Annotated in this window: 21 protein-coding genes; 10 read left to right on the forward strand and 11 right to left on the reverse strand. The window is 69.3% G+C overall.

Annotated features, from left to right (window positions below):
* Positions 1 to 137 precede the first annotated feature (137 nt).
* Positions 138 to 1940: a phosphomethylpyrimidine synthase ThiC gene (gene thiC / locus PGH47_RS21235; protein ID WP_271664747.1), complete on the reverse strand. Its 1803-nt coding sequence runs from the start codon at positions 1938 to 1940 to the stop codon at positions 138 to 140.
* Between the two features lie 523 nt (positions 1941 to 2463).
* Here thiC and PGH47_RS21240 point away from each other — a divergent pair.
* Entirely contained in the window at positions 2464 to 4098 is a 1635-nt protein-coding gene (locus PGH47_RS21240) for a YibE/F family protein (protein WP_271664748.1), read from the forward strand.
* A 360-nt stretch (positions 4099 to 4458) separates the two neighbouring features.
* On the opposite strand, the gene PGH47_RS21245 is transcribed toward PGH47_RS21240, so the two are convergent.
* The 4 genes from PGH47_RS21245 to PGH47_RS21260 all read right to left on the reverse strand — a co-directional run bounded on the left by PGH47_RS21245 (position 4459) and on the right by PGH47_RS21260 (position 6742).
* A complete protein-coding gene (locus tag PGH47_RS21245) occupies positions 4459 to 4896 on the reverse strand; it encodes an SsgA family sporulation/cell division regulator (protein WP_271664749.1) in 438 nt (145 codons plus the stop codon).
* Positions 4897 to 4993: 97 nt separating this feature from the next.
* Positions 4994 to 5854, reverse strand: a complete 861-nt coding sequence (locus PGH47_RS21250; RefSeq protein ID WP_376050995.1) for an IclR family transcriptional regulator — start codon at positions 5852 to 5854, stop codon at positions 4994 to 4996.
* 195 nt (positions 5855 to 6049) lie between these two features.
* Complete coding sequence (locus PGH47_RS21255) at positions 6050 to 6262, reverse strand: DUF5326 family protein (protein ID WP_030820182.1); 213 nt, start codon at positions 6260 to 6262, stop codon at positions 6050 to 6052.
* Between the two features lie 162 nt (positions 6263 to 6424).
* Positions 6425 to 6742 carry a cupin domain-containing protein gene (locus tag PGH47_RS21260; protein ID WP_107905001.1) on the reverse strand — a complete coding sequence of 106 codons (318 nt, stop codon included), beginning with the start codon at positions 6740 to 6742 and terminating at the stop codon, positions 6425 to 6427.
* Positions 6743 to 6802: 60 nt separating this feature from the next.
* Between PGH47_RS21260 and PGH47_RS21265 the strand changes: the two genes are divergently transcribed.
* The 5 genes from PGH47_RS21265 (at position 6803) to PGH47_RS21285 (ending at position 10605) form a co-directional block, all read left to right on the forward strand.
* A complete protein-coding gene (locus tag PGH47_RS21265; protein ID WP_030957564.1) occupies positions 6803 to 7180 on the forward strand; it encodes a phage holin family protein in 378 nt (125 codons plus the stop codon).
* A 7-nt stretch (positions 7181 to 7187) separates the two neighbouring features.
* A complete protein-coding gene (locus PGH47_RS21270; RefSeq protein WP_271664750.1) occupies positions 7188 to 7679 on the forward strand; it encodes a low molecular weight protein-tyrosine-phosphatase in 492 nt (163 codons plus the stop codon).
* A complete protein-coding gene (locus PGH47_RS21275; protein ID WP_271664751.1) occupies positions 7676 to 8827 on the forward strand; it encodes a cystathionine gamma-lyase in 1152 nt (383 codons plus the stop codon). Before PGH47_RS21270 ends, PGH47_RS21275 begins: the two co-directional genes overlap by 4 nt.
* Positions 8828 to 9058: 231 nt before the next feature.
* Complete coding sequence (locus tag PGH47_RS21280; RefSeq protein WP_271664752.1) at positions 9059 to 9964, forward strand: LysR family transcriptional regulator; 906 nt, start codon at positions 9059 to 9061, stop codon at positions 9962 to 9964.
* A gap of 158 nt (positions 9965 to 10122) precedes the next feature.
* On the forward strand, positions 10123 to 10605 hold the full coding sequence (locus PGH47_RS21285) for an NUDIX domain-containing protein (RefSeq protein ID WP_030967399.1): 483 nt from the start codon (positions 10123 to 10125) through the stop codon (positions 10603 to 10605).
* 2 nt (positions 10606 to 10607) lie between these two features.
* On the opposite strand, the gene PGH47_RS21290 is transcribed toward PGH47_RS21285, so the two are convergent.
* Complete coding sequence (locus PGH47_RS21290) at positions 10608 to 12326, reverse strand: globin domain-containing protein (RefSeq protein WP_271664753.1); 1719 nt, start codon at positions 12324 to 12326, stop codon at positions 10608 to 10610.
* Between the two features lie 414 nt (positions 12327 to 12740).
* Positions 12741 to 13373, reverse strand: coding sequence for an HAD family hydrolase (locus PGH47_RS21295; RefSeq protein WP_271664754.1), 633 nt, complete (start codon positions 13371 to 13373; stop codon positions 12741 to 12743).
* A 201-nt stretch (positions 13374 to 13574) separates the two neighbouring features.
* On the opposite strand from PGH47_RS21295, the gene PGH47_RS21300 reads away from it, so the two are divergent.
* The gene (locus PGH47_RS21300) at positions 13575 to 14441 is read left to right on the forward strand and encodes a GNAT family N-acetyltransferase (RefSeq protein ID WP_271664755.1); all 867 of its coding nucleotides are present in this window, start codon (positions 13575 to 13577) and stop codon (positions 14439 to 14441) included.
* 163 nt (positions 14442 to 14604) lie between these two features.
* Here the strand turns inward: PGH47_RS21300 and PGH47_RS21305 are convergent, their stop codons facing one another.
* Positions 14605 to 15027, reverse strand: coding sequence for a GlcG/HbpS family heme-binding protein (locus tag PGH47_RS21305; protein WP_271664756.1), 423 nt, complete (start codon positions 15025 to 15027; stop codon positions 14605 to 14607).
* A 150-nt stretch (positions 15028 to 15177) separates the two neighbouring features.
* Positions 15178 to 16389 carry an MFS transporter gene (locus PGH47_RS21310; RefSeq protein ID WP_271664757.1) on the reverse strand — a complete coding sequence of 404 codons (1212 nt, stop codon included), beginning with the start codon at positions 16387 to 16389 and terminating at the stop codon, positions 15178 to 15180.
* Positions 16390 to 16531: 142 nt separating this feature from the next.
* Here PGH47_RS21310 and PGH47_RS21315 point away from each other — a divergent pair, with 142 nt between their 5' ends.
* Both PGH47_RS21315 and PGH47_RS21320 read left to right on the forward strand, forming a co-directional pair.
* Entirely contained in the window at positions 16532 to 16990 is a 459-nt protein-coding gene (locus tag PGH47_RS21315; RefSeq protein WP_271664758.1) for a MarR family winged helix-turn-helix transcriptional regulator, read from the forward strand.
* Between the two features lie 9 nt (positions 16991 to 16999).
* Positions 17000 to 17452 (forward strand): GNAT family N-acetyltransferase, encoded by a 453-nt coding sequence (locus PGH47_RS21320; protein ID WP_271664759.1) that lies wholly within the window; start codon positions 17000 to 17002, stop codon positions 17450 to 17452.
* A gap of 83 nt (positions 17453 to 17535) precedes the next feature.
* Here the strand turns inward: PGH47_RS21320 and PGH47_RS21325 are convergent, their stop codons facing one another.
* The gene (locus tag PGH47_RS21325; RefSeq protein WP_271664760.1) at positions 17536 to 18927 is read right to left on the reverse strand and encodes a serine hydrolase domain-containing protein; all 1392 of its coding nucleotides are present in this window, start codon (positions 18925 to 18927) and stop codon (positions 17536 to 17538) included.
* 59 nt (positions 18928 to 18986) lie between these two features.
* On the reverse strand, positions 18987 to 20465 hold the full coding sequence (dnaB, locus tag PGH47_RS21330) for a replicative DNA helicase (RefSeq protein WP_107904989.1): 1479 nt from the start codon (positions 20463 to 20465) through the stop codon (positions 18987 to 18989).
* A 460-nt stretch (positions 20466 to 20925) separates the two neighbouring features.
* Here dnaB and PGH47_RS21335 point away from each other — a divergent pair, with 460 nt between their 5' ends.
* Positions 20926 to 22263 carry an MATE family efflux transporter gene (locus PGH47_RS21335; RefSeq protein WP_271664761.1) on the forward strand — a complete coding sequence of 446 codons (1338 nt, stop codon included), beginning with the start codon at positions 20926 to 20928 and terminating at the stop codon, positions 22261 to 22263.
* The last annotated feature ends 172 nt before the right edge of the window (positions 22264 to 22435 follow it).

A 22435-nucleotide genomic window follows, 5' to 3' on the forward strand; every position in this document is an offset into this window, starting at 1 on the left:
CCCGACCGCGGCGCAGCACGCCCGACTTCGGGGGCTTGGCGCTCCGGATACTGTCGCCGAAGTCGGCCAGTTCAGCGATGCCGGCGTCCAGGCGTGACGAGAGGGGGCAGGGCGCCTGGTCTGCCCCCCTGGTGACGTCAGTCCGCGATCGGCAGGTACACCCGGTTACCCGCCGCGGCGAACTCCTGCGACTTCTGGGCCATGCCCTCCTCGATCTCCGCCCGGGATCCGCCATGGGTACGGCGGATGTCCTGGGAGATCTTCATCGAGCAGAACTTCGGCCCGCACATGGAGCAGAAGTGGGCCGTCTTGGCCGGCTCGGCCGGAAGCGTCTCGTCGTGGAACTCCCGTGCCGTGTCCGGGTCCAGGGCGAGGTTGAACTGGTCCTCCCACCGGAACTCGAAGCGGGCGTCGGACAGTGCGTCGTCCCACTCCTGCGCACCGGGGTGCCCCTTGGCGAGATCGGCCGCGTGGGCGGCGATCTTGTAGGTGATGACGCCGGTCTTGACGTCGTCACGGTTGGGCAGGCCCAGGTGCTCCTTGGGCGTGACGTAGCAGAGCATGGCCGTGCCCCACCAGGCGATCATCGCGGCACCGATGCCGGACGTGATGTGGTCGTATGCCGGCGCGACGTCCGTGGTCAGCGGGCCGAGCGTATAGAACGGAGCTTCATCGCAGATCTCCTGCTGAAGGTCGATGTTCTCCCTGATCTTGTGCATCGGGACATGTCCCGGGCCCTCGATCATGGTCTGTACGTCGAAACGCTTGGCGATCCGGTTGAGTTCCCCGAGCGTCCTCAACTCCGCGAACTGCGCCTCGTCGTTGGCGTCCGCGATCGAGCCGGGCCGCAGGCCGTCGCCGAGCGAGTACGTGACGTCGTAGGCCGCGAGGATCTCGCAGAGCTCCTCGAAGTTCTCGTACAGGAAGCTCTCCTTGTGGTGCGCCAGGCACCACGCCGCCATGATCGAGCCGCCGCGCGAGACGATGCCGGTCTTGCGGTTGGCCGTGAGCGGGACGTACGGCAGGCGCACACCCGCGTGGACGGTCATGTAGTCCACGCCCTGCTCGGCCTGCTCGATGACCGTGTCCTTGTAGATCTCCCAGGTCAGCTCCTCGGCGCGGCCGTCGACCTTCTCCAGCGCCTGATAGAGCGGCACCGTGCCGATCGGCACGGGGGAGTTGCGCAGCACCCATTCGCGGGTCGTGTGGATGTTGCGGCCGGTCGACAGGTCCATGACCGTGTCGGCGCCCCAGCGGGTCGCCCAGGTCATCTTCTCGACCTCCTCCTCGATGGAGGAAGTGACCGCGGAGTTGCCGATGTTGGCGTTGACCTTCACCAGGAACCGCTTGCCGATGATCATCGGCTCGATCTCCGGGTGGTTGACGTTGGCGGGCAGCACCGCCCGGCCCGCGGCGATCTCCTCACGGACCACCTCGGGAGAGACGTTTTCCCTGATGGCCACGAACTCCATCTCGGGTGTGATCTCGCCCCGGCGCGCATAGGCGAGCTGCGTGACCGCCTGGCCGTCACGGCCGCGACGGGGCTGCCGCGGACGTCCGGGGAAGACCGCGTCGAGGTTGCGCAGACCGCCGCGCGGCGAGGTGTGCTTGATGCCGTCGTCCTCGGGACGGACGGGACGACCCGCGTACTCCGCGGTGTCGCCGCGGGCGATGATCCAGTTCTCCCGCAGCGGGGGGAGACCCCTGCGGACGTCGGTATCGGCCACCGGATCGGTATACGGGCCCGACGTGTCGTACAGAGTGACCGACTGCCCGTTGGTGAGGTGCACCTGGCGGACCGGCACCCGCAGATCGGGGCGCGTGCCCTCGACATACGCCTTGTGCCAGCCGATGGACTTCCCGGCCTCCGTGGACGTTTCACCCTGAATGGGCTGTTCGTCCTGGCTGGAGGCAGGCGTGCGCGCGTCCTTGATGGTCATGAGACCTACTCCCTACGCCGGCATTACCCGGTAACAGGTTCGGCGGTCGACGCAGCGGTATCCGTCTGCCGACGTTTCGTGTGAAACATCACTCGTGATGAGTGATGTTTCATGTGAAACATCGCTGGGACGGAGGTCAGCGCCCTCTCAGCCCGGTGCTCCGAGCTCCCGCGTGTACAAAGGTGGCACCACGCTAGCGCCAATTCGGGCGCGCTGAACAGAGGGCCCCCACCGTTCTTGCGATGATCGGGCGGTGACCACGACGCATGAGCCTCCGTTCCCACCGCCCGATCCGCCTCGCGGCCCGGGCTCCGGAAATGGCCCTGGAAACCGCCCCGCACAGGGCAACGGCCGTACGGACGGCCGGGGTTCGGGCGTCCCCGGAGGCAGTTACGACGGTGGATTCGGCCGTGGTTCGGCGAGCACGCCCGACGGTGGATTCGACCGTGGTGCTGCTGGCGTCCCCGACGGTCGCACGACTGACACCGGCGGTTGGCACGCGCACGACCTCCGTCCCGGTGGGATGCGGGAGCCGCGGGGCGGAACCGGCGACTGGCAGGAACCCGGCCCTCGGCCCGGGGGTCCGCATGAGCGCGGAAGCGGAGCCGGCGGTCCGCAGGATCGTGGATACGGCTCAGGCGGCCCGTACCGGCAGGGACCCGGTCCGGGCGATCGTCCCGGCCCCGATGCCGGTGGAGGCCATGGTCACGGCCCTGATGCCGGTGGAGGCCATGGTCACGGCCCCGGATCCGGCGGCGGGCAGGGCGGTGGCGGCGGGGGCAACGATGACCATGGGCATGGGCCCGGACAGGGCCACGGACACTCGCACAGTCACGCCCACGGGCCCGCGACGCCGGTCTCACGGCATCTGCGCAAGGTCATCGCCGCGGTTCTGATCCCGTTCGCCGCGGCGGTGGTGGTCGGTCTCGCGGTGCTGTGGCCGGGCGGTGCCCCGGGCCACGAGCGCACCGGAGTCGGCTTCGACCGGCAGACGCAGCAGGCCACGGTCACCAAGGTCGTCGAGCTGAGCTGCAAGGACGTCAACGCCTCAGGCGTGCCGCCGACCGGCGACACCTCCACCGCCGAGGGTTCCTCCGCGGCGCAGCAGGAGAGCGGTACCTGCAAGAAGGCCACGATCCAGGTCGACACCGGCAAGGACAAGGGCCGTACGTTCACGGAGATCGTGCAGCCCGACCAGTCCCGCCAGTTGCACGAGGGCCAGGAGGTCGTGGTCGCCTACGAGCCCTCCGCGCCGAAGGACCTCCAGTACTCGGTCACCGATGTGAACCGGCGCGTTCCGCTGTCGGTGCTCGCCGGCATCTTCGCCATCGCCGTCGTGGTCGTCGGCCGGCTGCGCGGCGTGATGGCGCTGATCTCGCTGGCCATCAGCTTCATGGTGCTCAACTTCTTCATCCTGCCCGCGATCCTCCAGGGCTCGAACCCGCTGGTCGTGGCGGTGGTCGGGTCGAGCGCGATCATGCTGATCGCCCTCTATCTGTGCCACGGCCTCTCGGCCCGGACATCGGTCGCGGTGCTCGGCACACTGATCTCGCTGCTGCTGATCGGCATCCTCGGCTCGGTGTTCATCGACTGGGCCGCGCTCACCGGCAACACCGACGACAACACCGGCCTCATCCACGGGCTGTATCCGTCGATCGACATGAGCGGTCTGCTGCTGGCGGGCATCATCATCGGTTCGCTCGGTGTCCTCGACGATGTGACGGTCACGCAGACCTCCGCGGTCTGGGAGCTGCACGAGGCCAACCCCACGATGGGCTGGCGCGGGCTGTACCGGGCGGGCATCCGCATCGGCCGCGACCACATCGCCTCCGTCGTGAACACCCTCGTCCTCGCCTACGCGGGCGCCGCGCTGCCGCTGTTGCTGCTCTTCTCGATCGCGCAGAGCGGCGTCGGCACGGTCGCCAACAGCGAGTTGGTCGCGGAGGAGATCGTGCGCACGCTGGTGGGCTCCATCGGCCTGGTCGCATCGGTACCGGTGACCACCGCTCTCGCGGCCCTGGTGGTCTCGGCCGACCGTCCGGAGACGGGCTCGGTGCCGACCGGCGCCCAGCCGGTCCCCGCGGGCGCCCAGCCGGGCCCGGGAGGCGCTCAGCCGGGCCCCAGGCCGGGTGGGCGCGGCCGCCGGAGGAAGCGGTGACGCGGGGGCGTCGGCGGAAGTACTGACGCGCGACCGCCGGAGGAAACGGTGACGCGAGCCCGCCGGGGAAAGCGGTGACGCGCGGCCGCCGGCGGAAGTGCTGACGCGCGACCGCCGGCGGAAGCAGTGACGCGAGCCCGCCGACGGACGCCGTGGCGGCGGCGGGATCCGAGTCGGCGACGGACCGGGAGGCAGCCGGCCCGCGAGGCGTCGACCCCCTGAAGGGCTTCAAACCGCTGCGGCCGACTTCGCCCATCCGGCGGAGCGCAAAGCACACCCGGCGCACGAGGAGCGCTCCCACGCGCCCCTTGCACACCGCTGAAGCGTTACGCCAAACCCGCATCGCACCGGCGTAACGCTTCAGCCGGCGCTCTGCTCCTCCGCGAGGATGCGGTCCAGGGCCTCGTCGAGATGGGCGTCGAAGTCGGCGAGCGCGCCCTCCTGCCCCAGCGGCACCAGCTTGTCGGTGCGGTCGAGGAAGGCCACCAACGGCGCCACCGAGGACCGGAACAGCGCCTGGTCGGCACCCACCTGAAGCCGGATCAGAACATCCCCCAGCGTCTCGGAACCAGCAGGTGAGACGCGTACATCGCCCTCCCCGCACGGCCTGCCCACGCCGTCCACCAACAGCTCCCGACCGAAGGCCCAGGTCACCGGGGCGTCCCCGGGCAGGTGGAAGGTCAGCCGTACCGCATAGGGATCGCAGGTCTCGTAACGCAGCTCGACCGGGATGCGGAACGCGAGCTCGTCGGACACGAGAAAGCTCATCATGACCTCTGCCTGTACGGACTCTCGCATCGCCTACCCCGTCGGTTGCCTTCGACTGGCCGGGACCGGACCCCAGGCCTGGTGGAATCTTGCTGAAAGTACACGAGAGATCACAAGGAGTGAGTTTTCAGATACTGATAGAGATCGCCAGTGACCCCAGGAGTCGCCCGATCTCCTCCTGGAGCTGCCGCGCCGCCGACAGCAGTCGGTCGGACTGCTGGACGGGGAGGGAGATGGCCATCGTCGCCGCCGTGGTACCCAGCGTGATCGGGATCGCCGCGCACACCGTGCCCAGCGCGTACTCCTGACGCTCGACCACCGGCTCCATCCTGCGGACCCGTTCGAGGCGGCGGAGCAGCGAGCTGCCGTCGCGCACCGTGTACGGGGTGATGGACTGCACGGGGTGGCGCTCCAGGTGGTCGCGCCGGGCGTCCTCGTCGAGCTGGGACAGCAGACACTGGCCGATCGCGTGGGCGTGGCCGGTCTCGCGGAAGTCGGCCCATTCCTCGACCGCCGGGTTGCCGGGGGTGTCGGAGACGCACACGACCTCGATCTCGCCGTCGCGGTACTGGGCGTAGTACACGGGCACACCGATGGCGTCCCGGCACCTGGCGAGGGTCTCGGCGACCGTGCTGCGACGTTTCTGCTCGGCTCCGCTGCTGCTCAGCCGCACGGCGGCCTCGCCGAGGAAGAACAGTCCCTTGTCGCGGCGCAGATAGCCCTCGTGCACCAGCGTGCGCAGCAGGTGGTACGCCGTGGGCAGGGCCAGGCCCGTCTCACGGGCGAGTTGCTTGGCGGGGGCGCCGTACTCGTGCTCGGCGACACGTTCCAGCAGGCGCATCGCGCGCTGGACGGATCCGATGAGGGTCGCGGAGTTCGACGGCTCGGAGGGTTCCGGGGAGGCCTGCCGCGGCACCTGGGGTACGGAGGAGCGCGGCCGGGCCGGGGGTGCGTGGGGGTCCGATGGTGCGGTGTCTACCTTGGCCAAGGGTCACTCCCGTAGCGCGAGGGGGGCAGCCCGTGCGGGAACACGGGTGGGGTGTACGCCGCTCGCGGGGCCGGTCCCCGCGTCGATTTCCGGACTCTATTGGCCCGCCACCGCCCGCGGTCGCCCCGTCCGGGAAACTTCCCTCGCCCGAGGGAACCGGTGATTCCTGTTACCGCCCACCGGTCCCCACGGCCCTCACCAGTCGCTGCGTGACGAAGAGCTCGACATGAACTTCCGTACGACGTAGATCAGTCCGCCGACCAGTGCCACGAAGACCAGCACCTTGAAGAGCAGTCCGATCACGAATCCGACCACGCTCGCTATCAGCCCGCCGAACACGACCAGGGCGATGACCGGCACCGCGATCCACTTAACCCACCACGGCAGTCCTGCGAAGATCTCACGCATCGCCCTCGTCCTTACCTCTCCGCCCGTCCTGTGCCGGGTCCTGATGTCGGCGAATCTTCTGATTCCCCGCACTCGATGCTAGGACGGGCAGGTGCCCCAGCGGGGGCCTCGCAGCCCTTGTCCTCCCCTGATCGAACCCCTAGGGAACCCTGAGGCCGAAGGTCAGCTCTCGGGCGGAGAGAACATCACGAGCACCCGCAGGTCCTCGCTGATGTGGTGGAACTTGTGGGCGACCCCGGCCGGTACGTAGACCACGCTGCCGCGCGCCACGTTCGTGGTCTCCATGCCGACGGTGATCTGGGCGCGGCCGCTCACAACGAAGTAGACCTCGTCCTGGTTGTGCGGGCTCTGTGGATCGTGCTCGCCGGCGTCGAGCGCGTACAGGCCGACCGACATGTTCCGCTCCCGCAGAAACTGCAGGTAGGCGCCCTCGTTGGCGGCGCGCTCCGCCTCCAGTTCGTCCAGCCGGAATGCCTTCATCGCTGTCGTCCGCCCTCATCCCAGTGCTCGTGGCCGATCTCGTCTGCCACGATCAGACACATGAAGAATTTCGTAGTCAAGACGATCGCCAACGCGGGCGCCCTGGCGGTCGCCGTCTGGCTGCTCGACAAGATCACTCTCACCGGTGACAGCACGGGCAAGCAGATAGGCACCCTGCTCCTCGTCGCGCTGATCTTCGGCTTGGTGAACTTCCTGGTCAAGCCGATAGTCAAGCTCTTCAGCCTGCCTCTGCTCATTCTGACGCTCGGCCTGTTCACGCTGATCGTCAACGCGCTGATGCTGTTGCTGACCTCGTGGTTCGCCGACAAGCTCGACCTGAGCTTCCATGTCGACGGCTTCTGGACGGCCGTACTGGGCGGCCTGATCATCTCGATCGTCTCCTGGGCGCTCAACCTCGCCCTGCCCGACGGAGACTGAGGACCCGATGACCTACCGCGTCTGCTTCGTCTGCACCGGCAACATCTGTCGCTCGCCGATGGCCGAGTCCGTCTTCCGCGCCCGCGTGGAGGAAGCCGGACTCGACGACCGGGTCGAGGTCGACAGCGCCGGCACCGGCGGCTGGCACGAGGGCGACCCGGCGGACCCGCGCACGGTCTCCGTCCTCGAGGAGCACGGCTATGACGGCGGTCACACAGCCCGTCAGTTCCAGTCGTCCTGGTTCGCCCGCCTCGACCTCGTGATCGCCCTCGACTCCGGGCATCTCAAGGCCCTGCGGCGCCTCGCTCCATCGCCTGAGGACGCGGCGAAGGTACGGCTGCTGCGTTCGTACGACCCGGAGGCAGGCGACGACCTCGACGTGCCGGACCCGTACTACGGCGGCAGGGACGGTTTCGAGGAGTGCCTCGACATGGTGGAGGCGGCGAGCACGGGCCTGCTCGCCGCGGTCCGCGAACAAGTGGAGGGACACGCGGCATGAGCGACCCGGGCCCCCAGGGGCTGCCTTCCGACGGCGACGGCACGCGCGCGGTGCGGGCGGGCCTGCCCGAGCCGGTCAAGTACGAGCCGACTCTGCCGGGTCCGGTGTTCGCCGCCCACTTCCACCTGCCGGGCGAACCGACAGGGCCGTACACCTACGGACGGGACGAGAACCCGACCTGGACGCTTCTGGAACGCGCCGTCGGCGAGCTGGAGGCCCCGGGGGAGGACGGCGTCGAGACGCTGGTCTTCGCCTCCGGCATGGCCGCGATCTCCTCGGTGCTCTTCTCCCGGCTGCGGTCCGGGGACGCGGTCGTCCTGCCCGGCGACGGCTATCAGGCGCTGCCCCTGGTGCGCGCGCAGTTGGAGGCGTACGGCATCGAGGTGCGGACCGCGCCGACCGGCGGGGACGCCCAGCTCGGCGTCCTGGACGGCGCGAAACTGCTGTGGATCGAGACGCCGTCCAACCCCGGCCTCGACGTGTGCGACATCCGGCGGCTCGCCTCGGAGGCCCACGCGCGCGGTGCTCTCGTCGCCGTAGACAACACGCTCGCGACGCCGCTCGGGCAGCGCCCGCTGGAACTCGGCGCCGACTTCTCGGTGGCCAGCGGCACCAAGCAGCTGACGGGGCACGGCGACCTGCTGCTGGGGTACGTCACGGGCCGCGACGTCGAGGCCATGTCCGCGGTGCGGCGGTGGCGCAAGATCGTCGGGGCGATTCCGGGGCCCATGGAGGCCTGGCTGGCCCATCGTTCCCTCGCCACTCTCCACCTGCGCGTGGAACGGCAGAGCGCCAACGCCCTCGCGGTCGCCGAGGCGTTGCGGGACTGGCCGGAAGAGCTCGGTGTGCGCTATCCGGGGCTGCCCGCGGACCCCTCGTACGCGATCGCCTCGCGGCAGATGCGGCGCTTCGGGTGCGTGGTGTCCTTCACGCTGCCCACGCGCGCGCGTGCCGAGCGCTTCCTGGACACCTTGCGGCTCGTCGACGACGCGACCAGCTTCGGCGGAGTGCGCTCCACGGCCGAGCGGCGGGGCCGCTGGGGCGGCGACGCCGTACCGGAGGGCTTCATCCGCATGTCGGTCGGCGCGGAGGATCCGGAGGATCTGGTGGCCGATGTGCTGCGGGCGTTGGACGAATCGGCTGGGTGAACGGGGCCGACCCTGTGCCCGTCGACGGTCCGATACGTCGAACGGGCGGTCCGAGCCTCCCCCCTCGTGGCTCGGACCGCCCTCGGTTCCGCGCGCGAAGAACCGCGCGAACAAGGCTAGTTGACTCTCTGTCAGTGTCCAATCACAGTAGCGACAGAGACCTATCGACTTATTTATAGTTGGGCCCTGCCCTGGGGGCGGGGAGAAGGGCGGGGAAGGGGAGCGTCGGGTATGGATCTGGCCTTGCTGCGCACCTTTGTGACCGTGCACCGGGCCGGCTCCTTCACTCGCGCCGCCGCACTGCTGGGGCTGTCGCAGCCGGCCGTGACCTCGCAGATCCGCACTCTGGAGCGGCAGTTGGGCCGCCCCCTGTTTCTGCGCCAGGCCCGCGGGGTGACGCCCACGACCATCGGCGACGAGCTCGCCCACAAGGCCGCGCCGCATCTCGACGCCCTGGTCGAGATCACCGAGACCGGCCTCGACGACGAGTCCTCCCTGCGGTCCCTGCACCTCGCGGGCCCTCCCGAGTTCACGGCAGAGCGCGCGCTGCCCGCACTCACCGAGCTGACCGGCGAGGACGGCCAGGGCTTCGCGTTGCGCGCGTCCTTCGGGAACGCCGAGGAAGCCCTGGAGGGGCTGGCCGCCGGACATCAGGATCTGGCCATCAGTACGGCCCGTCCGCGCGGCGCCCTGCTCACGGCGACTCCGCTCTGCGACGAGGAGCACGTGCTCGTCGCCGCTCCCCGCTGGGTAGAGCGGATCGGCGAGGGCCAGCTGCGCCACAAGGGTGCGCATGCCCTGGAGGACGTCCCGGTGGTGGAGGTGCACGAGTCCCTCCCCTTCGTCTCCCGTTACTGGGCTTCGGTGTACGACTGCCGCCCCGCCGCCCCGGGCACCGTGATCGTCCCTGACCTGCGCGCGGTCCTGGCCTGTGCGGGCGCGGGAGCGGGGCTCGCGGTGCTGCCCCGCTATCTGTGTGCCGCCGCTCTGGAGCGGGGCGAGGTCGTCGCCCTGCACGATCCGCCGGTGCCACCGCTGCGGACGTACTTCCTCGTGGTCCGCACCGGCACGCTGGCCATGCCGCATATCGCGCGGGCCCATGAGTGGCTGCTGCGAGCGGCCTCGGACTGGGCCTGAGCACGGCGCACCGGCCAGTCCCGAGGGGCGCGTTTCGATGGGTGCGAGCAGCGGTCTGCGGCCCATCTGCGCCCACCCGGCAGGGACATCACCCGGTGAGCTCGACCGGTGACGTTTCGCGATGTTTCACGTGGAACCAGCCGGGCCACATTTCTCCCATGACCGTCCGACCCGTGGTCAAGCGCACCGCACGCGCCGTTCTGCTGGACGGCAACGACCTGATCCTGATCAAGCGCACCAAGCCCGGCATGGATCCGTACTGGCTCACGCCCGGTGGCGGCGTCGAGCCGACGGACGCGACCGTCGTCGACGCCCTGCACCGCGAGGTCTACGAGGAACTCGGCGCCAAGATCACCGATGTGGTGCCCTGCTTCGTCGACACCGTGGAGCACATCGGCGAGGACGGCGGAGCGACCGGCGTGAAGGTGCAGCACTTCTTCGTCTGCCACCTGGGGTCCATGGACCCGTCCTTGCGGCACGGCCCCGAGGTGGACGAGCCCATCGGCGAGTACGAGATCGTGAGAGTGCCGTTCACCCGGGTCGGGATCGCATCCGTACATCTGGTGCCGCTGTCACTGCGGCACTACCTCGACGGGAACATCGAGGGAGTGCGCGCGATGCACGCGCCCGACCTGGGCTGACCTCACATCGCGACGACGAGTTCCTCCACCGAGTCATGGCGTATGCGGTTGACCGGGATGCCGCTGGCCCTCAGCACGTCGACTCCGCTGCGGATCATGCCGGGCGGACCGGAGACATAGGCGTCGTACTCGATCCAGGGTCCGTACTCGCGGATGGCTTCGGGGAGCTGGAGCAGTCCCTGCCGGTCCACCACGGGGCGGACCTCCAGCCACGGGTGGGACTGCTTGAGCCTGAGCATCGTGTCGATGTCGTAGAGGTCCTGGTCGGTGCGGGCGCCGTAGAAGACCTCGACCGGTCGCCGCTCGCCGTGCTCGGCGACGTCCTCGACCAGTGCCTTGATGGGCGCTATGCCGGTGCCGCCGCCCAGGCAGAGAAGCCCGCTGTCGGTCGTGTGGTCCACGGTCATGGAGCCGCCGGGCGGCCCGAGCCGGATGATGTCGCCCGGCCGGGCGCGGTGCACCAGCGCGTTGGAGACCCAGCCCGCGGGCACGGCCTTCACATGGAACGTCAGCAGGCCGTCGGAGCGGGGCGCGGAGGCGAAGGAGTAGTGCCGCCAGACCCGGGGCCACCAGGGCGTCTCCACGCTGGTGTACTGCCCGGCGAGGAACGGATAGGGCTGGTCGGGGCGGACGGTGAGGACCGCGACGTCCGAGGTTCGCAGCTCGTGCGAAACGACCTCCGCGTACCACCAGGCGGGGGCGCGCAGTTCGTCGGCCGCGGCGGCGTCGATCATGACCTGGGAGATCGTCGTGTACGCCCGGACCCAGGCGGCCTCCATGTCCCCGCTCCAGATGTCGGGCGCGTACTTGCTGAGCGCGCCGATGAGGCATTCGCCGACGGCCGGGTAGTGCTCGGGCCGGGTGCCGTACTTGCGGTGGCCGCGGCCGAGGTTCTGCAAGTAGTCGACGAGGACGGGCTTGTTGTCTATGTGCTCGGCCGCGGTGAGCAGGGCCTTCAACAGCCGGTCCCGCTGGGTGTCCATCGCCGCGGGGAACAGGGACCGCAGGTCGGGGTGGCGCACGAAGAGCAGCGCATAGAAGTACGAGGTGACCTTGTCGGCCACGGGGCCCACCTCGGCCATCGTCCGGCGGATCAGTACGGCGTCCGGGGAGGCGGGTTGGGCCGGCGCGGGGCGCTGGGACGGGACGTGCAGCTGCTCGGCGGGCGGTGCGAAGGAGGCCGGCTGCGAAGGGGACGTCGACTGCGCGGGAGAGGTGGGCGCCGCCACGGACCCGGATGCCTCGAAGGCGCTGAAGGACGACGTCTGGGGCCGTGCCGGTGCGGCCTGGGCTGTGGCGTACGACGGCTGGCTCGATGCCGGAGCGGTGGGGGGCGTTGTGGGGGGCGTCTGCTGGGGAGGCGGTATGTGCCCGGAGGCGGGCCGTTCAGGGGGCGCCGTCGAGGGCGGGGCTCCCTGCTGTGGTGCCCTCGCCCCGGCGCCCGTGTGATCGGGACCGGCTGCCCTCGCGTCGGCACCGGTGTGATCGGGACCGGCTGCCTGGTGTGCCTCACCGGGGCCGGTGTCTCGGTCCTCGGCCGGCTGGGCCTCTTCGTCGGTCGTCAAGGTCCTGCCCACCGGGCGCATGGCGGCAAGTCGTCGGCCTTCGGTGGCTTCCTGTTCAGTGCCCGGAGTCGTCGCCGGCTGCTTGCGCGGCGTGAACCAGCCGCCCCCGCCGCCGGAAGTGCCGTTGTCGGCCGACGTGGTGGTCGGAGCGTCCATGGTGTGCCTCGCCTCGAACATCTTTCGGTCGGTCTGCGCACTTCCTCGATCGGAAGGTGCCTGATCCCCCGCGACGGCTTGCATTCCCCGTTCGTTGCCGCGATCCAATACGGCAACATTCAACCCGCATTCACACCCAGTACGGACAAGTAAGGCGAGAGTGTGACATTGGCCGCAGTGCTCTCACCGCAGCATCCCACCCAGCGTCAGCGCCCTGGCTCCATAACCGAGAATGCGGGTCTTCGATCTCTCCGTCCCATTACGCTGCTCTGCCTTGCGCTCGGTCCGCGCCGGGAGTCTGGATCACAGCTCGGACACGAACCGGAGTCGACCCTACCGGCCAAGGCCCCGATCACAAGTCCCCCCTTGCGTCCTCACGAAATGGGCGAGGGGACGAACGGTTAATTCCTTCAATTACCGGCCGCTGCGCACCAATTCATAGGCTTCCCACAGATCCATCCCCATGTAGGTATGGGTCGCAAGGCCGGCCAGATGATGGTCCGCGTTGACCGCGACAGACACCGGAACAGCTCCGAACAGGGCTTTGTCCGACCCCGAGTCGCCATAGGCGACGCATTGGGCTCGCGTCACGCCGAACTCCTCACAGAGCAGGTCGGCGATGCGAACCTTCGCCTCGGCACTGAGCACTCCGGCCGGATCGACGGGTTCGGTGAACGGCACGGCAGGAAAGCGTGAGCCGTACGCCGCGTGCGCACCCCAGCCCGTCAGCCGTTCCACGAAGAATGAGGGCGAAAGCGAGATCACGGCACAGTAGTCGCCTTGTCCCCTGATCTCGGCCCAGACCTCCCGGATCCGGGTCATCCAAGGAGCACTCTCGAAAGCGGCCGCCACATGGACCTCCGTGAGTTCGGCCCAGAGCGCGTGCACCCGCTGCGCATACTCCGGAGGGCCGATCAGCCCTGCCGAGACCTCCCGGTCGAGCGCGGCCGTCTCAAGCTCCAGCCCAAGCTGCCTTGAGATCTCCACGGGCGCAGATGTTCCACGCAGAAGCGTGCCGTCCAAGTCGAAGAGGTGCAGTCTCGCCATGAACCATCAGGCTAATGGCGAATGCCGCCGATCCCTTCTTGGAAGGCCCTATGGCGGATGCTCGCCGTTCGCCCATGTTTCACGTGAAACACCCAGCGACTATCGGCGTGCTGTGCGGGCACCCATGGCATGGCCAAAAGGTCGTACGTCTCCCCGGAAACTGGTGGACGATCAGGGCTGTTGTCAGACAGCCTGACCTGCGTGCCGACTCCTTCCCTCGCCGCTCTGCCCATCCGCCGTCTGACGCCTCGCGACCTCACCGCCTGCGCAGACTTGTCCGAGGATCGGGGCTGGCCCCGTGAGGAACACAAGTGGCAGTTCCTGCTCACAGCCGGAAGGGGCTACGGCATCGACGACCCCGACGGCGGTCTCGTCAGCGCCTGCGTCGTCACGGAGTACGGTCCGCGAGAACGCCCCGAACTGGGAGCCATCGGCATGGTCCTGGTCGCCGAGCGGCACGCCCGCCAGGGCATCGGACGCCGGTTCATGCGACACATCGTCGACTCGATGGGTACGACGCCGCTGACGCTGCACGCGACGCCGAACGGCCGGCCGCTGTACGAGGAGCTCGGCTTCAAGGTCACCGGGCGGGCGGAGATGCTGCGCGGATACTTCACGCCCGGTGCGTCGGTGCCGTCGATCGCCACACGCGCCGTCACCGCCGAGGACCTCAGTACCATCGTGCGGCTCGACGAGGAGGTGTTCGGCGCCGATCGCACCCACATCGTCACGCGGCTGCCCGCCTTCGCCGACCAGCTGCGCGTCGCCGAGGAGAACGGCCGGATCATCGGCTACACGGGTGCCTGGCCCAACATGGACACGCATGTCGTGGGTCCGCTGATCGCTCGTGACGCGGAGACAGCGAAGGCACTCATCGCCTCCCTCGCCGCCCACACCGACCGCCCGCTGCGCACGGACATCGACGTACGCCACGAGGAGCTGCTGGCCTGGGCGAAGGAGCACGGCCTGGCCTCCGTCGCCTTCAACTCGGTCATGACGTACGGCATCTCCGAGCTGCCCGGCGACTGGACCCGGCGGTTCGCTCCGCTGACGGTCGCGGCGGGCTGAGGGCTCGACCGCGGGCTACGACACCCATGGAAACGCCGGCCCCCTCGGGAGCCGGCGTTTCCTCGTCCATGCGCAGGTGCTGTCGGACGAGATCGATGTGCAGGTGCTGTCGGACAAGGCCGATGCGCAGGTTCTGCCGGCCGAGGCCGATGTGCAGGTGCCGTCAGGCGAGCGCCTCGATCGCGGTCGTCGCGAAACCGTGGTCCTGGTCCGGCGCGCCGCCGCCGACACCGATCGCGCCGATCAGCCGGCCGTCCCGGTGGACCGGCACACCGCCCGCGATGAACAGCAGCGGACGGTCGAGCGCGGTGGGCAGGGTGTGGAAGAGCCCTCCCGGCTGTACTGCGTCGACGAGGTCGGCGGTGGGGGTGTTGAGCTGGAGTGCCGTGTAGGCCTTGCGGGTGCTGGTCTCCCCCGCGATCAGTACGGCGCGGTCGTCACGGCGGAAGGCGAGCAGATGGCCTCCGGCGTCCAGGACGGTGACGCTGACGTTCACCCCGGCCGCCTCGGCAGCCTGGTGCGCGGCGGCGATGAGGAGGTCGGCGTCCTGGGTCGTCAGCGGGGCGGCTGCGGTGGTGGTGCTCATGAGGGCGTTCTCCTTGCTGTGGGTACTGAGGTGAAGCGGTGCTGTGGGGTACTGAGGTGAAGCGGTGTGGTGTCGCGCCGGAAGGTCACCATCCCGCCACCGGGCGGGAGAGGTGTGCGGGGGCGGCCCTGACCCCGCACAGGGGCCGGCTCAGTGGTGTACGGCGGCTCGCTGCTCGACGGGGGCGCTGCCCGTGACGACGGCGCTGCTTGCGGCTCCGTCGCGGCGCTCCAGTGCTGCCGAGAGGAACGCGAGCAGCAGCGCGGACGCGGCGAGGGCGGCACCGACCCAGTTGGGCGACGTGTAGCCGAAGCCGCCGGCGATGACGATCCCGCCGAGCCAGGCGGCGAGGGCGTTGCCGAGGTTGAAGGCGCCGATGTTCACGGCCGAGGCCAGCGTCGGGGCGCCGTGCGCCTGGTCGAGGACGCGCTTCTGCAGCGGGGGAACGGTGGCGAAGCCCAGGGCGCCGATCAGCGCGATGGTGACGGCCGCGAGGACCTTGTTGTGCGCCGTGAGCGTGAAGAGCGCGAGCACGACGGCAAGGGCGCCCAGAGAGACGTAGAGCATGGGCATCAGGGCGCGGTCGGCGTACTTGCCGCCGATCAGGTTGCCGCCGACCATGCCGAGTCCGAAGAGGACCAGGAGCCAGGTGACGGAGCCGTCGGCGAAGCCGGCGACGTGGGTCATCATCGGCGCGATGTAGGTGATGGCCGCGAAGACCCCGCCGAAGCCGAGGACCGTCATCGCCATGGCGAGCAGGACCTGGGCGTTCTTGAAGGCGGCGAGCTCATGGCGAAGGCGTACGCCCTCTGCCTTGGGCATGTCGGGGACGAGCTTGGCGATGCCGATCAGGCCGACGACGCCGAGGGCGGCGACGATGCCGAAGGTGACGCGCCAGCCGGCGGACTGTCCGACGAACGTGCCCAGCGGAACGCCGACCACATTGGCGACGGTGAGGCCGGTGAACATCATCGCGATGGCTCCGGCCTTCTTGTCCGGGGCGACCAGGTCGGCCGCGACGACCGAACCGATGCCGAAGAAGGCACCGTGAGCGAGTGAGGCGACCACGCGGCCGATCAGCATCACCGCGAAGGTGGGGGCGAAGGCGGACAGCAGGTTGCCGGCGATGAAGAGCACCATCAGCAGCATCAGCATCCGCTTGCGGGAGACCTTGGTGCCGAGCACGGTCATCAGCGGGGCGCCGAGGACCACGCCGAGCGCGTATCCGGTGACCAGCAGCCCGGCGGTGGGGATGGAGACGCCGAAGTCACCCGCGACGTCGGGCAGCAAGCCCATGATCACGAACTCGGTCGTTCCGATTCCGAAGGCCCCGATCGCGAGGGCCAGAAGCGCGAGAGGCATGGAGGGGTAACACCTTCCCGGAAGATTGCAGGAGCGCTTTACGTTCGAAGACAATACTTGCAGACGCGGCATACTTGCAAGCGCAGGCTATTGCGATCCTGCTCTACCCTGACTTCAGCCGCTCCGGGACGGAGGAACCGACATGACAGCGACAGACCCCGCGCTCACCGCGCTCGCCCAGGGCTGGTGCGCGCTCTCCCTGCTGCACGGCAGGATCGAGACGCACATCGAGCGCGCCCTACAGGCCGGCCACGACCTCAGCGTGCGCGAGTACTCCCTGCTCGACGTCCTCAGCCGCCAGCACAACGGCGAAGGCGGCCACCTCCAGATGAAGCAGGTCGCCGACGCCGTCGTCCTCAGCCAGAGCGCCACCACCCGCCTCGTCACCCGGCTGGAAGACCGCGGGCTGCTCTCGCGCTACCTCTGCCCCACCGACCGCCGCGGCATCTACACCGACGTCACCCAGGCCGGCCTCGCACTCCTTGACGAGGCCCGTCCCACCAACGACAAGGCGCTGCGCGAGGCCCTGGACGAGGCCGCGAAGAGCCCAGAGCTCGTTCCGCTGGTCCGGGTCGTCGAGTCGCTCCCGGCGCCCGCATAGGGTGCGGGCATGGGAGATCTTGAGATACGCCCCGCTGCCACCGACGACATCCCCGCGATCGTCGGCATGCTCGCGGACGATCCGCTCGGCGCCCGGCGCGAGTCGCTCGACGACCTGACGCCCTACCTCGCCGCGTTCGAGCGGCTCACCAGCGAACCGAACCAGCACCTGGTCGTCGCCGTCCGCGAGGGCCGTGTCATCGGCACGCTCCAGCTCTCGGTCATTCCCGGGCTGTCCCGGCGGGGAGCGACCAGGTCGATCATCGAAGCCGTACGCATCCATGCCGACGAGCGCGGGAGCGGCCTGGGCACGCGGCTCATCGAGTGGGCCATCGATGAATCCCGGCGTCAGAACTGCCAGTTGGTGCAGCTGACCTCCGACAAGAGCCGTACGGACGCCCACCGCTTCTACGAGCGGCTCGGCTTCGCGGCCTCGCACGCGGGCTTCAAGCTCGAGCTGTGAAACGGCGAGGCGCCTGTTTCACGTGAAACAGGCGCCTCGCCGTGCCCCCGGGCCGTGGCGGTGGACACACTCTCGGCCGACGGTCAGAGCCGGTCGGTCCCCCGCCACCCCTCGGGATCCACTCCGCCCGGCACAGCAGCCCCCTCGTCGTACGGCTGACGCGTGAACACGAACGACCCGAGGTCCAGGTGGTCCACGGTCCCGTCAGGACGTCGTACGGCCTTCAGGAGCTCTCCGGCGTAATAGCCCTCCAGTCCCGTCCATGTGCCATCACCGTTGGGCCGGAATCGCGAGCCGCGGCCCTTGCCGGACAGCGGCTCCAGGGAGACCGGTCCTTCGGCCGTCAGCCGCAGCGCGAAGGCATGCGTGCCCCAGTACCACTGCCCGGCCAGCTCCAGGACCCCCGGATCGACGTCCTGCATCGGCCGCCACGGCTCGGGGATGCGCGGCTCGGCCTCGGCGACGATCCGCACGAGATCTGCCGCGACCGTGAACAGCAGCGGTCCGGAGGTGCAGTTGGCCAGGACGACAGCGGCGAGATCGTCCTCCACGCTGACGGTGAGGCAGGCGAGGAAGCCCGGCAGTGAACCCGTGTGTCCGAGGAGGGCCCTGCCGCCCTGGTGCCGGAGCTCCAGGCCCAGGCAGTACGCATAGCCGCTCGCCACGTCCGCGGCCTCCATCGGAGCCGCCGGCGTCCTCATCTCACGCAGCGACTCGGCGCCGAGCACCCGGTCGTCGCCCTGGATCAGGAAGGCCGCGAACCGCGCCAAGTCGGCGGTGGTCGACCAGAGTTGACCGGCGGGCGCCATACGGCCGAGATCCTCGACCGGCTCGGGGAGCATCACGTCGGCCCAGGGATGCACGGCCCAGCCCCCGGCGTGCGGTGCCTGCGGTTGCCCACTCGTGCGGCTCAGCCCGAGGGGTTCGAGCACTTCCCGCCGGAGTACGTCCTCCCACGGGGCTCCGCGCAGCTTCTCGACCAGTGCGCCCAGCAGCGTGTAGCCGGGATTCGAGTAGTGGAACCGGCGGCCGGACGAATGCAGGAAGGGCTGCTTGCCGAGGACGTCGGACAGCTCGGGTCGCAGGGATCCCGAGGTCCGCTCCCACCAGGGCCCCGGCGACTCGGCCGCCAGCCCGCTCGCGTGCGCGAGCAGTTCGGCGATGGTGGCCTCCCCCGCAACCGTGCCCGGCAGATGCTTCTCCAGCGGGTCCCCGAGGGCGAGCAGACCCTCGTCGCGCAGGCGCAGAACGAGAACGGCGGTGAAGGTCTTGGTGATCGAGCCGATGCGGTACTGCACATGCTCGTCCGGCCCGTGCCCGTCCACCGACGTACGCGAGCCGTGCCACACCGCCCGTCCGCCCCGAACGACCGCGGCCACCATCGAGGGCGCACGCCCCTCGGCCTGGGCCATGGCGATGCGGTGCAGCAGGGCACGGCGGGTTGCGGGTAGCAGCTCGTCCTGAGAAGTCGTCATGCCCACAGTCCACCCCGCCGTCCGCTCGGGAGTCGAGCGCATTCCGGCGGAGGCGCGGATCAGGTCTGCGCCATGTCCACGAACCGCGAGTAGTGCCCCTGGAAGGCGACCGTGATCGTCGCCGTCGGACCGTTACGGTGCTTGCCCACGATGATGTCGGCCTCGCCGGCGCGCGGCGACTCCTTCTCGTAGGCGTCCTCGCGGTGCAGCAGGATCACCATGTCGGCGTCCTGCTCGATGGAGCCGGACTCACGCAGGTCGGACACCATCGGCTTCTTGTCCGTGCGCTGCTCGGGACCACGGTTCAGCTGCGAGAGCGCGATCACCGGGACCTCGAGCTCCTTCGCCAGGAGCTTGAGGTTACGGGACATGTCCGAGACCTCCTGCTGACGGCTCTCGGAGCGCTTGGAGCCACCGGCCTGCATCAGTTGGAGGTAATCGATGATCACGAGCTTGATGTCGTTGCGCTGCTTCAGCCGACGGCACTTCGCGCGGATCTCCATCATCGACAGGTTCGGGGAGTCGTCGATGTAGAGCGGCGCCGCCGAGACCTCGGGCATGCGTCGCGCCAGCCGGGTCCAGTCCTCGTCCGTCATGGTTCCGGAACGCATGTGGTGCAGGGCCACCCGCGCCTCGGCCGACAGCAGACGCATCGCGATCTCGTTGCGCCCCATTTCCAGGGAGAAGATGACGCTCGCCAGATTGTGCTTGATCGACGCGGCGCGTGCGAAGTCCAGGGCGAGCGTGGACTTACCCATGGCGGGGCGGGCCGCGATGACGATCATCTGGCCCGGGTGCAGTCCGTTGGTGAGCGAGTCGAGGTCCGTGAACCCGGTGGGCACACCGGTCATCTCGCCGGAGCGCGAACCGATGGCCTCGATCTCGTCGAGCGCACCCTCCATGATGTCGCCGAGCGGGAGGTAGTCCTCGCTGGTGCGCTGCTCGGTGACCGCGTAGACCTCGGCCTGGGCGCGGTTGACGATCTCGTCGACGTCGTCGTCAGCCGCGTATCCCATCTGTGTGATGCGGGTGCCGGCCTCGACCAGGCGGCGCAGCACGGCGCGCTCGTGAACGATCTCCGCGTAGTACTCGGCGTTCGCCGCCGTCGGCACCGTCTGGACGAGGGTGTGCAGATACGATGCGCCGCCGACCTTGTTGATCTCACCGCGCTTGGTGAGCTCGGCCGCGATGGTGATGGGGTCGGCGGGCTCGCCCTTGGCGTAGACGTCGAGGATCGCCTGGAAGATCGTCTCGTGCGCCGGCTTGTAGAAGTCGTGGCCCTTGATGACCTCGACCACATCGGCGATGGCGTCCTTGGACAGGAGCATGCCGCCGAGGACGGACTGCTCGGCGTCGAGGTCCTGCGGTGGGACCCGCTCGAAGGTCGAACCGCCACCGTCCCATTCGCCGTTGTCCCGGCCGCGATCATGCTGCTCGTCGCGTCCGCGGCCGCCTTCGCCGCGTCGGCGGGAGGCGGGCAGACGATCACTGGGACCGCTGTCGGCCCACGGGTCGTCCAAGGGCTCGGAAATGCTCACCGAGCCACCTCCTCCCGTCCGCCGAGCGGACCTCGCCGTGCCTCATCTGTTCTACGGCACGCCACTGACAAATAGGAGGCCCAGCTCCGGTTCAGGCACGTCGGTTTTGTGACGCTTTCACGGCCGACAGACGGAGCGGGCGCCGGACCACGGTAGGCCCGCGGGCACCGTCAGCCAATCTGGTTATCCACAGGCCATGTGGACGACGGCCCGGATGCTGTGGAGAACTCCTCAAAACCTGTGCACGAGCCGGTGGACAGCCCTGTGAACAAGCTCCGAATGATTCTCGGCAATCACCTCTGACCTGCTGGTTTACCATCCACCGGCTGTGCAGAAGAAAAACTTCCCCAGTCGGACCAAGATCGCTTCGAACGGTGCGCGAAAGCACACGACGCGAGACGGCGAGTAAGGGTCACTACCCAATTGCATCTCTTACCTGTGGACGATTAGATTGGTGGCCATGACACAGGCCCCCGCGAGACCCAAGGCTGCCCGGCGACAGCACGATCGAGAGATCGTCGCACTGGCCGTCCCAGCCTTCGGCGCACTCGTCGCCGAGCCCCTCTTCGTCATGGCCGACAGCGCGATCGTCGGCCATCTCGGCACCGCCCAGCTCGCCGGCCTCGGGGTCGCCTCGGCCCTCCTCATGACGGCCGTCAGTGTCTTCGTCTTCCTCGCCTACGCCACCACAGCGGCCGTCGCCCGACGCGTCGGCTCCGGCGATCTTCAGGCCGCGATACGCCAGGGCATGGACGGTATCTGGCTGGCCATCCTCCTGGGTGTCGCCGTCATCGCGGTCGTCCTGCCCACAGCACCGTTTCTCGTGGAACTCTTCGGCGCCTCGGACACCGCGGCTCCGTACGCCACCACCTATCTGCGGATCTCGGCACTCGGCATACCGGCCATGCTCGTCGTCCTCGCCGCCACCGGCGTTCTGCGCGGCCTCCAGGACACCAGGACCCCGCTGTACGTCGCCGTGGCAGGCTTCGTCGCCAACGCCGTCCTCAACGTGGGCCTCGTCTACGGCGCCGACCTCGGCATCGCAGGTTCCGCCTGGGGCACGGTCATCGCCCAGTTCGGCATGGCCGCGATCTACCTCGTGGTCGTCGTCCGCGGAGCCCACAAGCACGGTGCCTCCTTGCGCCCCGACGCGGCCGGGATCAGGGCCTCCGCACAGGCCGGAGTGCCTCTGCTGGTCCGAACGCTCTCGCTGAGGGCGATCCTCATGATCGCGACGGCCGTGGCGGCCCGGCTGGGGGACGCCGACATCGCGGCACACCAGATCATCCTCTCGCTGTGGAGCCTGCTCGCCTTCGCGCTGGACGCCATCGCCATCGCCGGCCAGGCCATCATCGGCAGGTACCTCGGCGCCGGAGACGCCGAGGGTGCCCGAGCCGCCTGTCGCCGCATGGTGGAGTGGGGCATCGCAGCAGGCGTCGTCCTGGGCCTTCTCGTGGTGATCTCCCGGCCGCTCTTCCTGCCGTTGTTCACCAGCGACTCGGTCGTCAAGGACACCGCCCTGCCCGCACTTCTCGTGGTGGCGCTCTCCCAGCCGATCTGCGGCGTCGTGTTCGTCCTGGACGGCGTCCTGATGGGAGCGGGGGACGGCCCCTACCTCGCCTGGGCCATGGTTGTCACGCTGGCCGTGTTCACTCCGGTCGCACTGCTCGTCCCTGTGCTGGGCGGCGGCCTCACGGCGATCTGGGCGGCCATGACGCTGATGATGGCGGTCCGCATGCTGACGCTCTGGCTGCGCGCCCGCTCGGGACGCTGGATCGTCACGGGCGCGACGCGCTGAGACGCAGGGTCGCCACGGGCGCGACGCGCTGAGGCTCAGGATCATCACGTCGCGCGGCGCTGACTGTTTCACGTGAAACACGCTGTTTCACGTGAAACGGACGCGGCCCATGAAGGCCTGCCGCTCCCTTCCGAGACCCCCGGCGGCCTTCCCGCACAGGGAGGGGCCGTCC

The sequence above is a fragment of the Streptomyces sp. HUAS 31 genome, from assembly GCF_028198125.1.
Classification (GTDB): Bacteria; Actinomycetota; Actinomycetes; order Streptomycetales; family Streptomycetaceae; genus Streptomyces; species Streptomyces chartreusis.

Excerpts from the sequence above, each read along its gene's own strand:
- thiC (WP_271664747.1), bottom strand. The coding sequence starts at position 1,940 with ATGACCATCAAGGACGCGCGCACGCCTGCCTCCAGCCAGGACGAACAG.
- PGH47_RS21320 (WP_271664759.1), top strand. The coding sequence starts at position 17,000 with ATGGGAGATCTTGAGATACGCCCCGCTGCCACCGACGACATCCCCGCG.
- PGH47_RS21260 (WP_107905001.1), bottom strand. The coding sequence starts at position 6,742 with ATGAAGGCATTCCGGCTGGACGAACTGGAGGCGGAGCGCGCCGCCAAC.
- PGH47_RS21255 (WP_030820182.1), bottom strand. The coding sequence starts at position 6,262 with ATGCGTGAGATCTTCGCAGGACTGCCGTGGTGGGTTAAGTGGATCGCG.
- PGH47_RS21245 (WP_271664749.1), bottom strand. The coding sequence starts at position 4,896 with ATGCGAGAGTCCGTACAGGCAGAGGTCATGATGAGCTTTCTCGTGTCC.
- PGH47_RS21275 (WP_271664751.1), top strand. The coding sequence starts at position 7,676 with ATGAGCGACCCGGGCCCCCAGGGGCTGCCTTCCGACGGCGACGGCACG.
- PGH47_RS21305 (WP_271664756.1), bottom strand. The coding sequence starts at position 15,027 with ATGAGCACCACCACCGCAGCCGCCCCGCTGACGACCCAGGACGCCGAC.
- PGH47_RS21285 (WP_030967399.1), top strand. The coding sequence starts at position 10,123 with ATGACCGTCCGACCCGTGGTCAAGCGCACCGCACGCGCCGTTCTGCTG.
- PGH47_RS21295 (WP_271664754.1), bottom strand. The coding sequence starts at position 13,373 with ATGGCGAGACTGCACCTCTTCGACTTGGACGGCACGCTTCTGCGTGGA.
- PGH47_RS21315 (WP_271664758.1), top strand. The coding sequence starts at position 16,532 with ATGACAGCGACAGACCCCGCGCTCACCGCGCTCGCCCAGGGCTGGTGC.
- PGH47_RS21310 (WP_271664757.1), bottom strand. The coding sequence starts at position 16,389 with ATGCCTCTCGCGCTTCTGGCCCTCGCGATCGGGGCCTTCGGAATCGGA.
- PGH47_RS21270 (WP_271664750.1), top strand. The coding sequence starts at position 7,188 with ATGACCTACCGCGTCTGCTTCGTCTGCACCGGCAACATCTGTCGCTCG.
- PGH47_RS21280 (WP_271664752.1), top strand. The coding sequence starts at position 9,059 with ATGGATCTGGCCTTGCTGCGCACCTTTGTGACCGTGCACCGGGCCGGC.
- PGH47_RS21240 (WP_271664748.1), top strand. The coding sequence starts at position 2,464 with ATGCGGGAGCCGCGGGGCGGAACCGGCGACTGGCAGGAACCCGGCCCT.
- PGH47_RS21325 (WP_271664760.1), bottom strand. The coding sequence starts at position 18,927 with ATGACGACTTCTCAGGACGAGCTGCTACCCGCAACCCGCCGTGCCCTG.
- PGH47_RS21290 (WP_271664753.1), bottom strand. The coding sequence starts at position 12,326 with ATGGACGCTCCGACCACCACGTCGGCCGACAACGGCACTTCCGGCGGC.
- PGH47_RS21265 (WP_030957564.1), top strand. The coding sequence starts at position 6,803 with ATGAAGAATTTCGTAGTCAAGACGATCGCCAACGCGGGCGCCCTGGCG.
- PGH47_RS21335 (WP_271664761.1), top strand. The coding sequence starts at position 20,926 with ATGACACAGGCCCCCGCGAGACCCAAGGCTGCCCGGCGACAGCACGAT.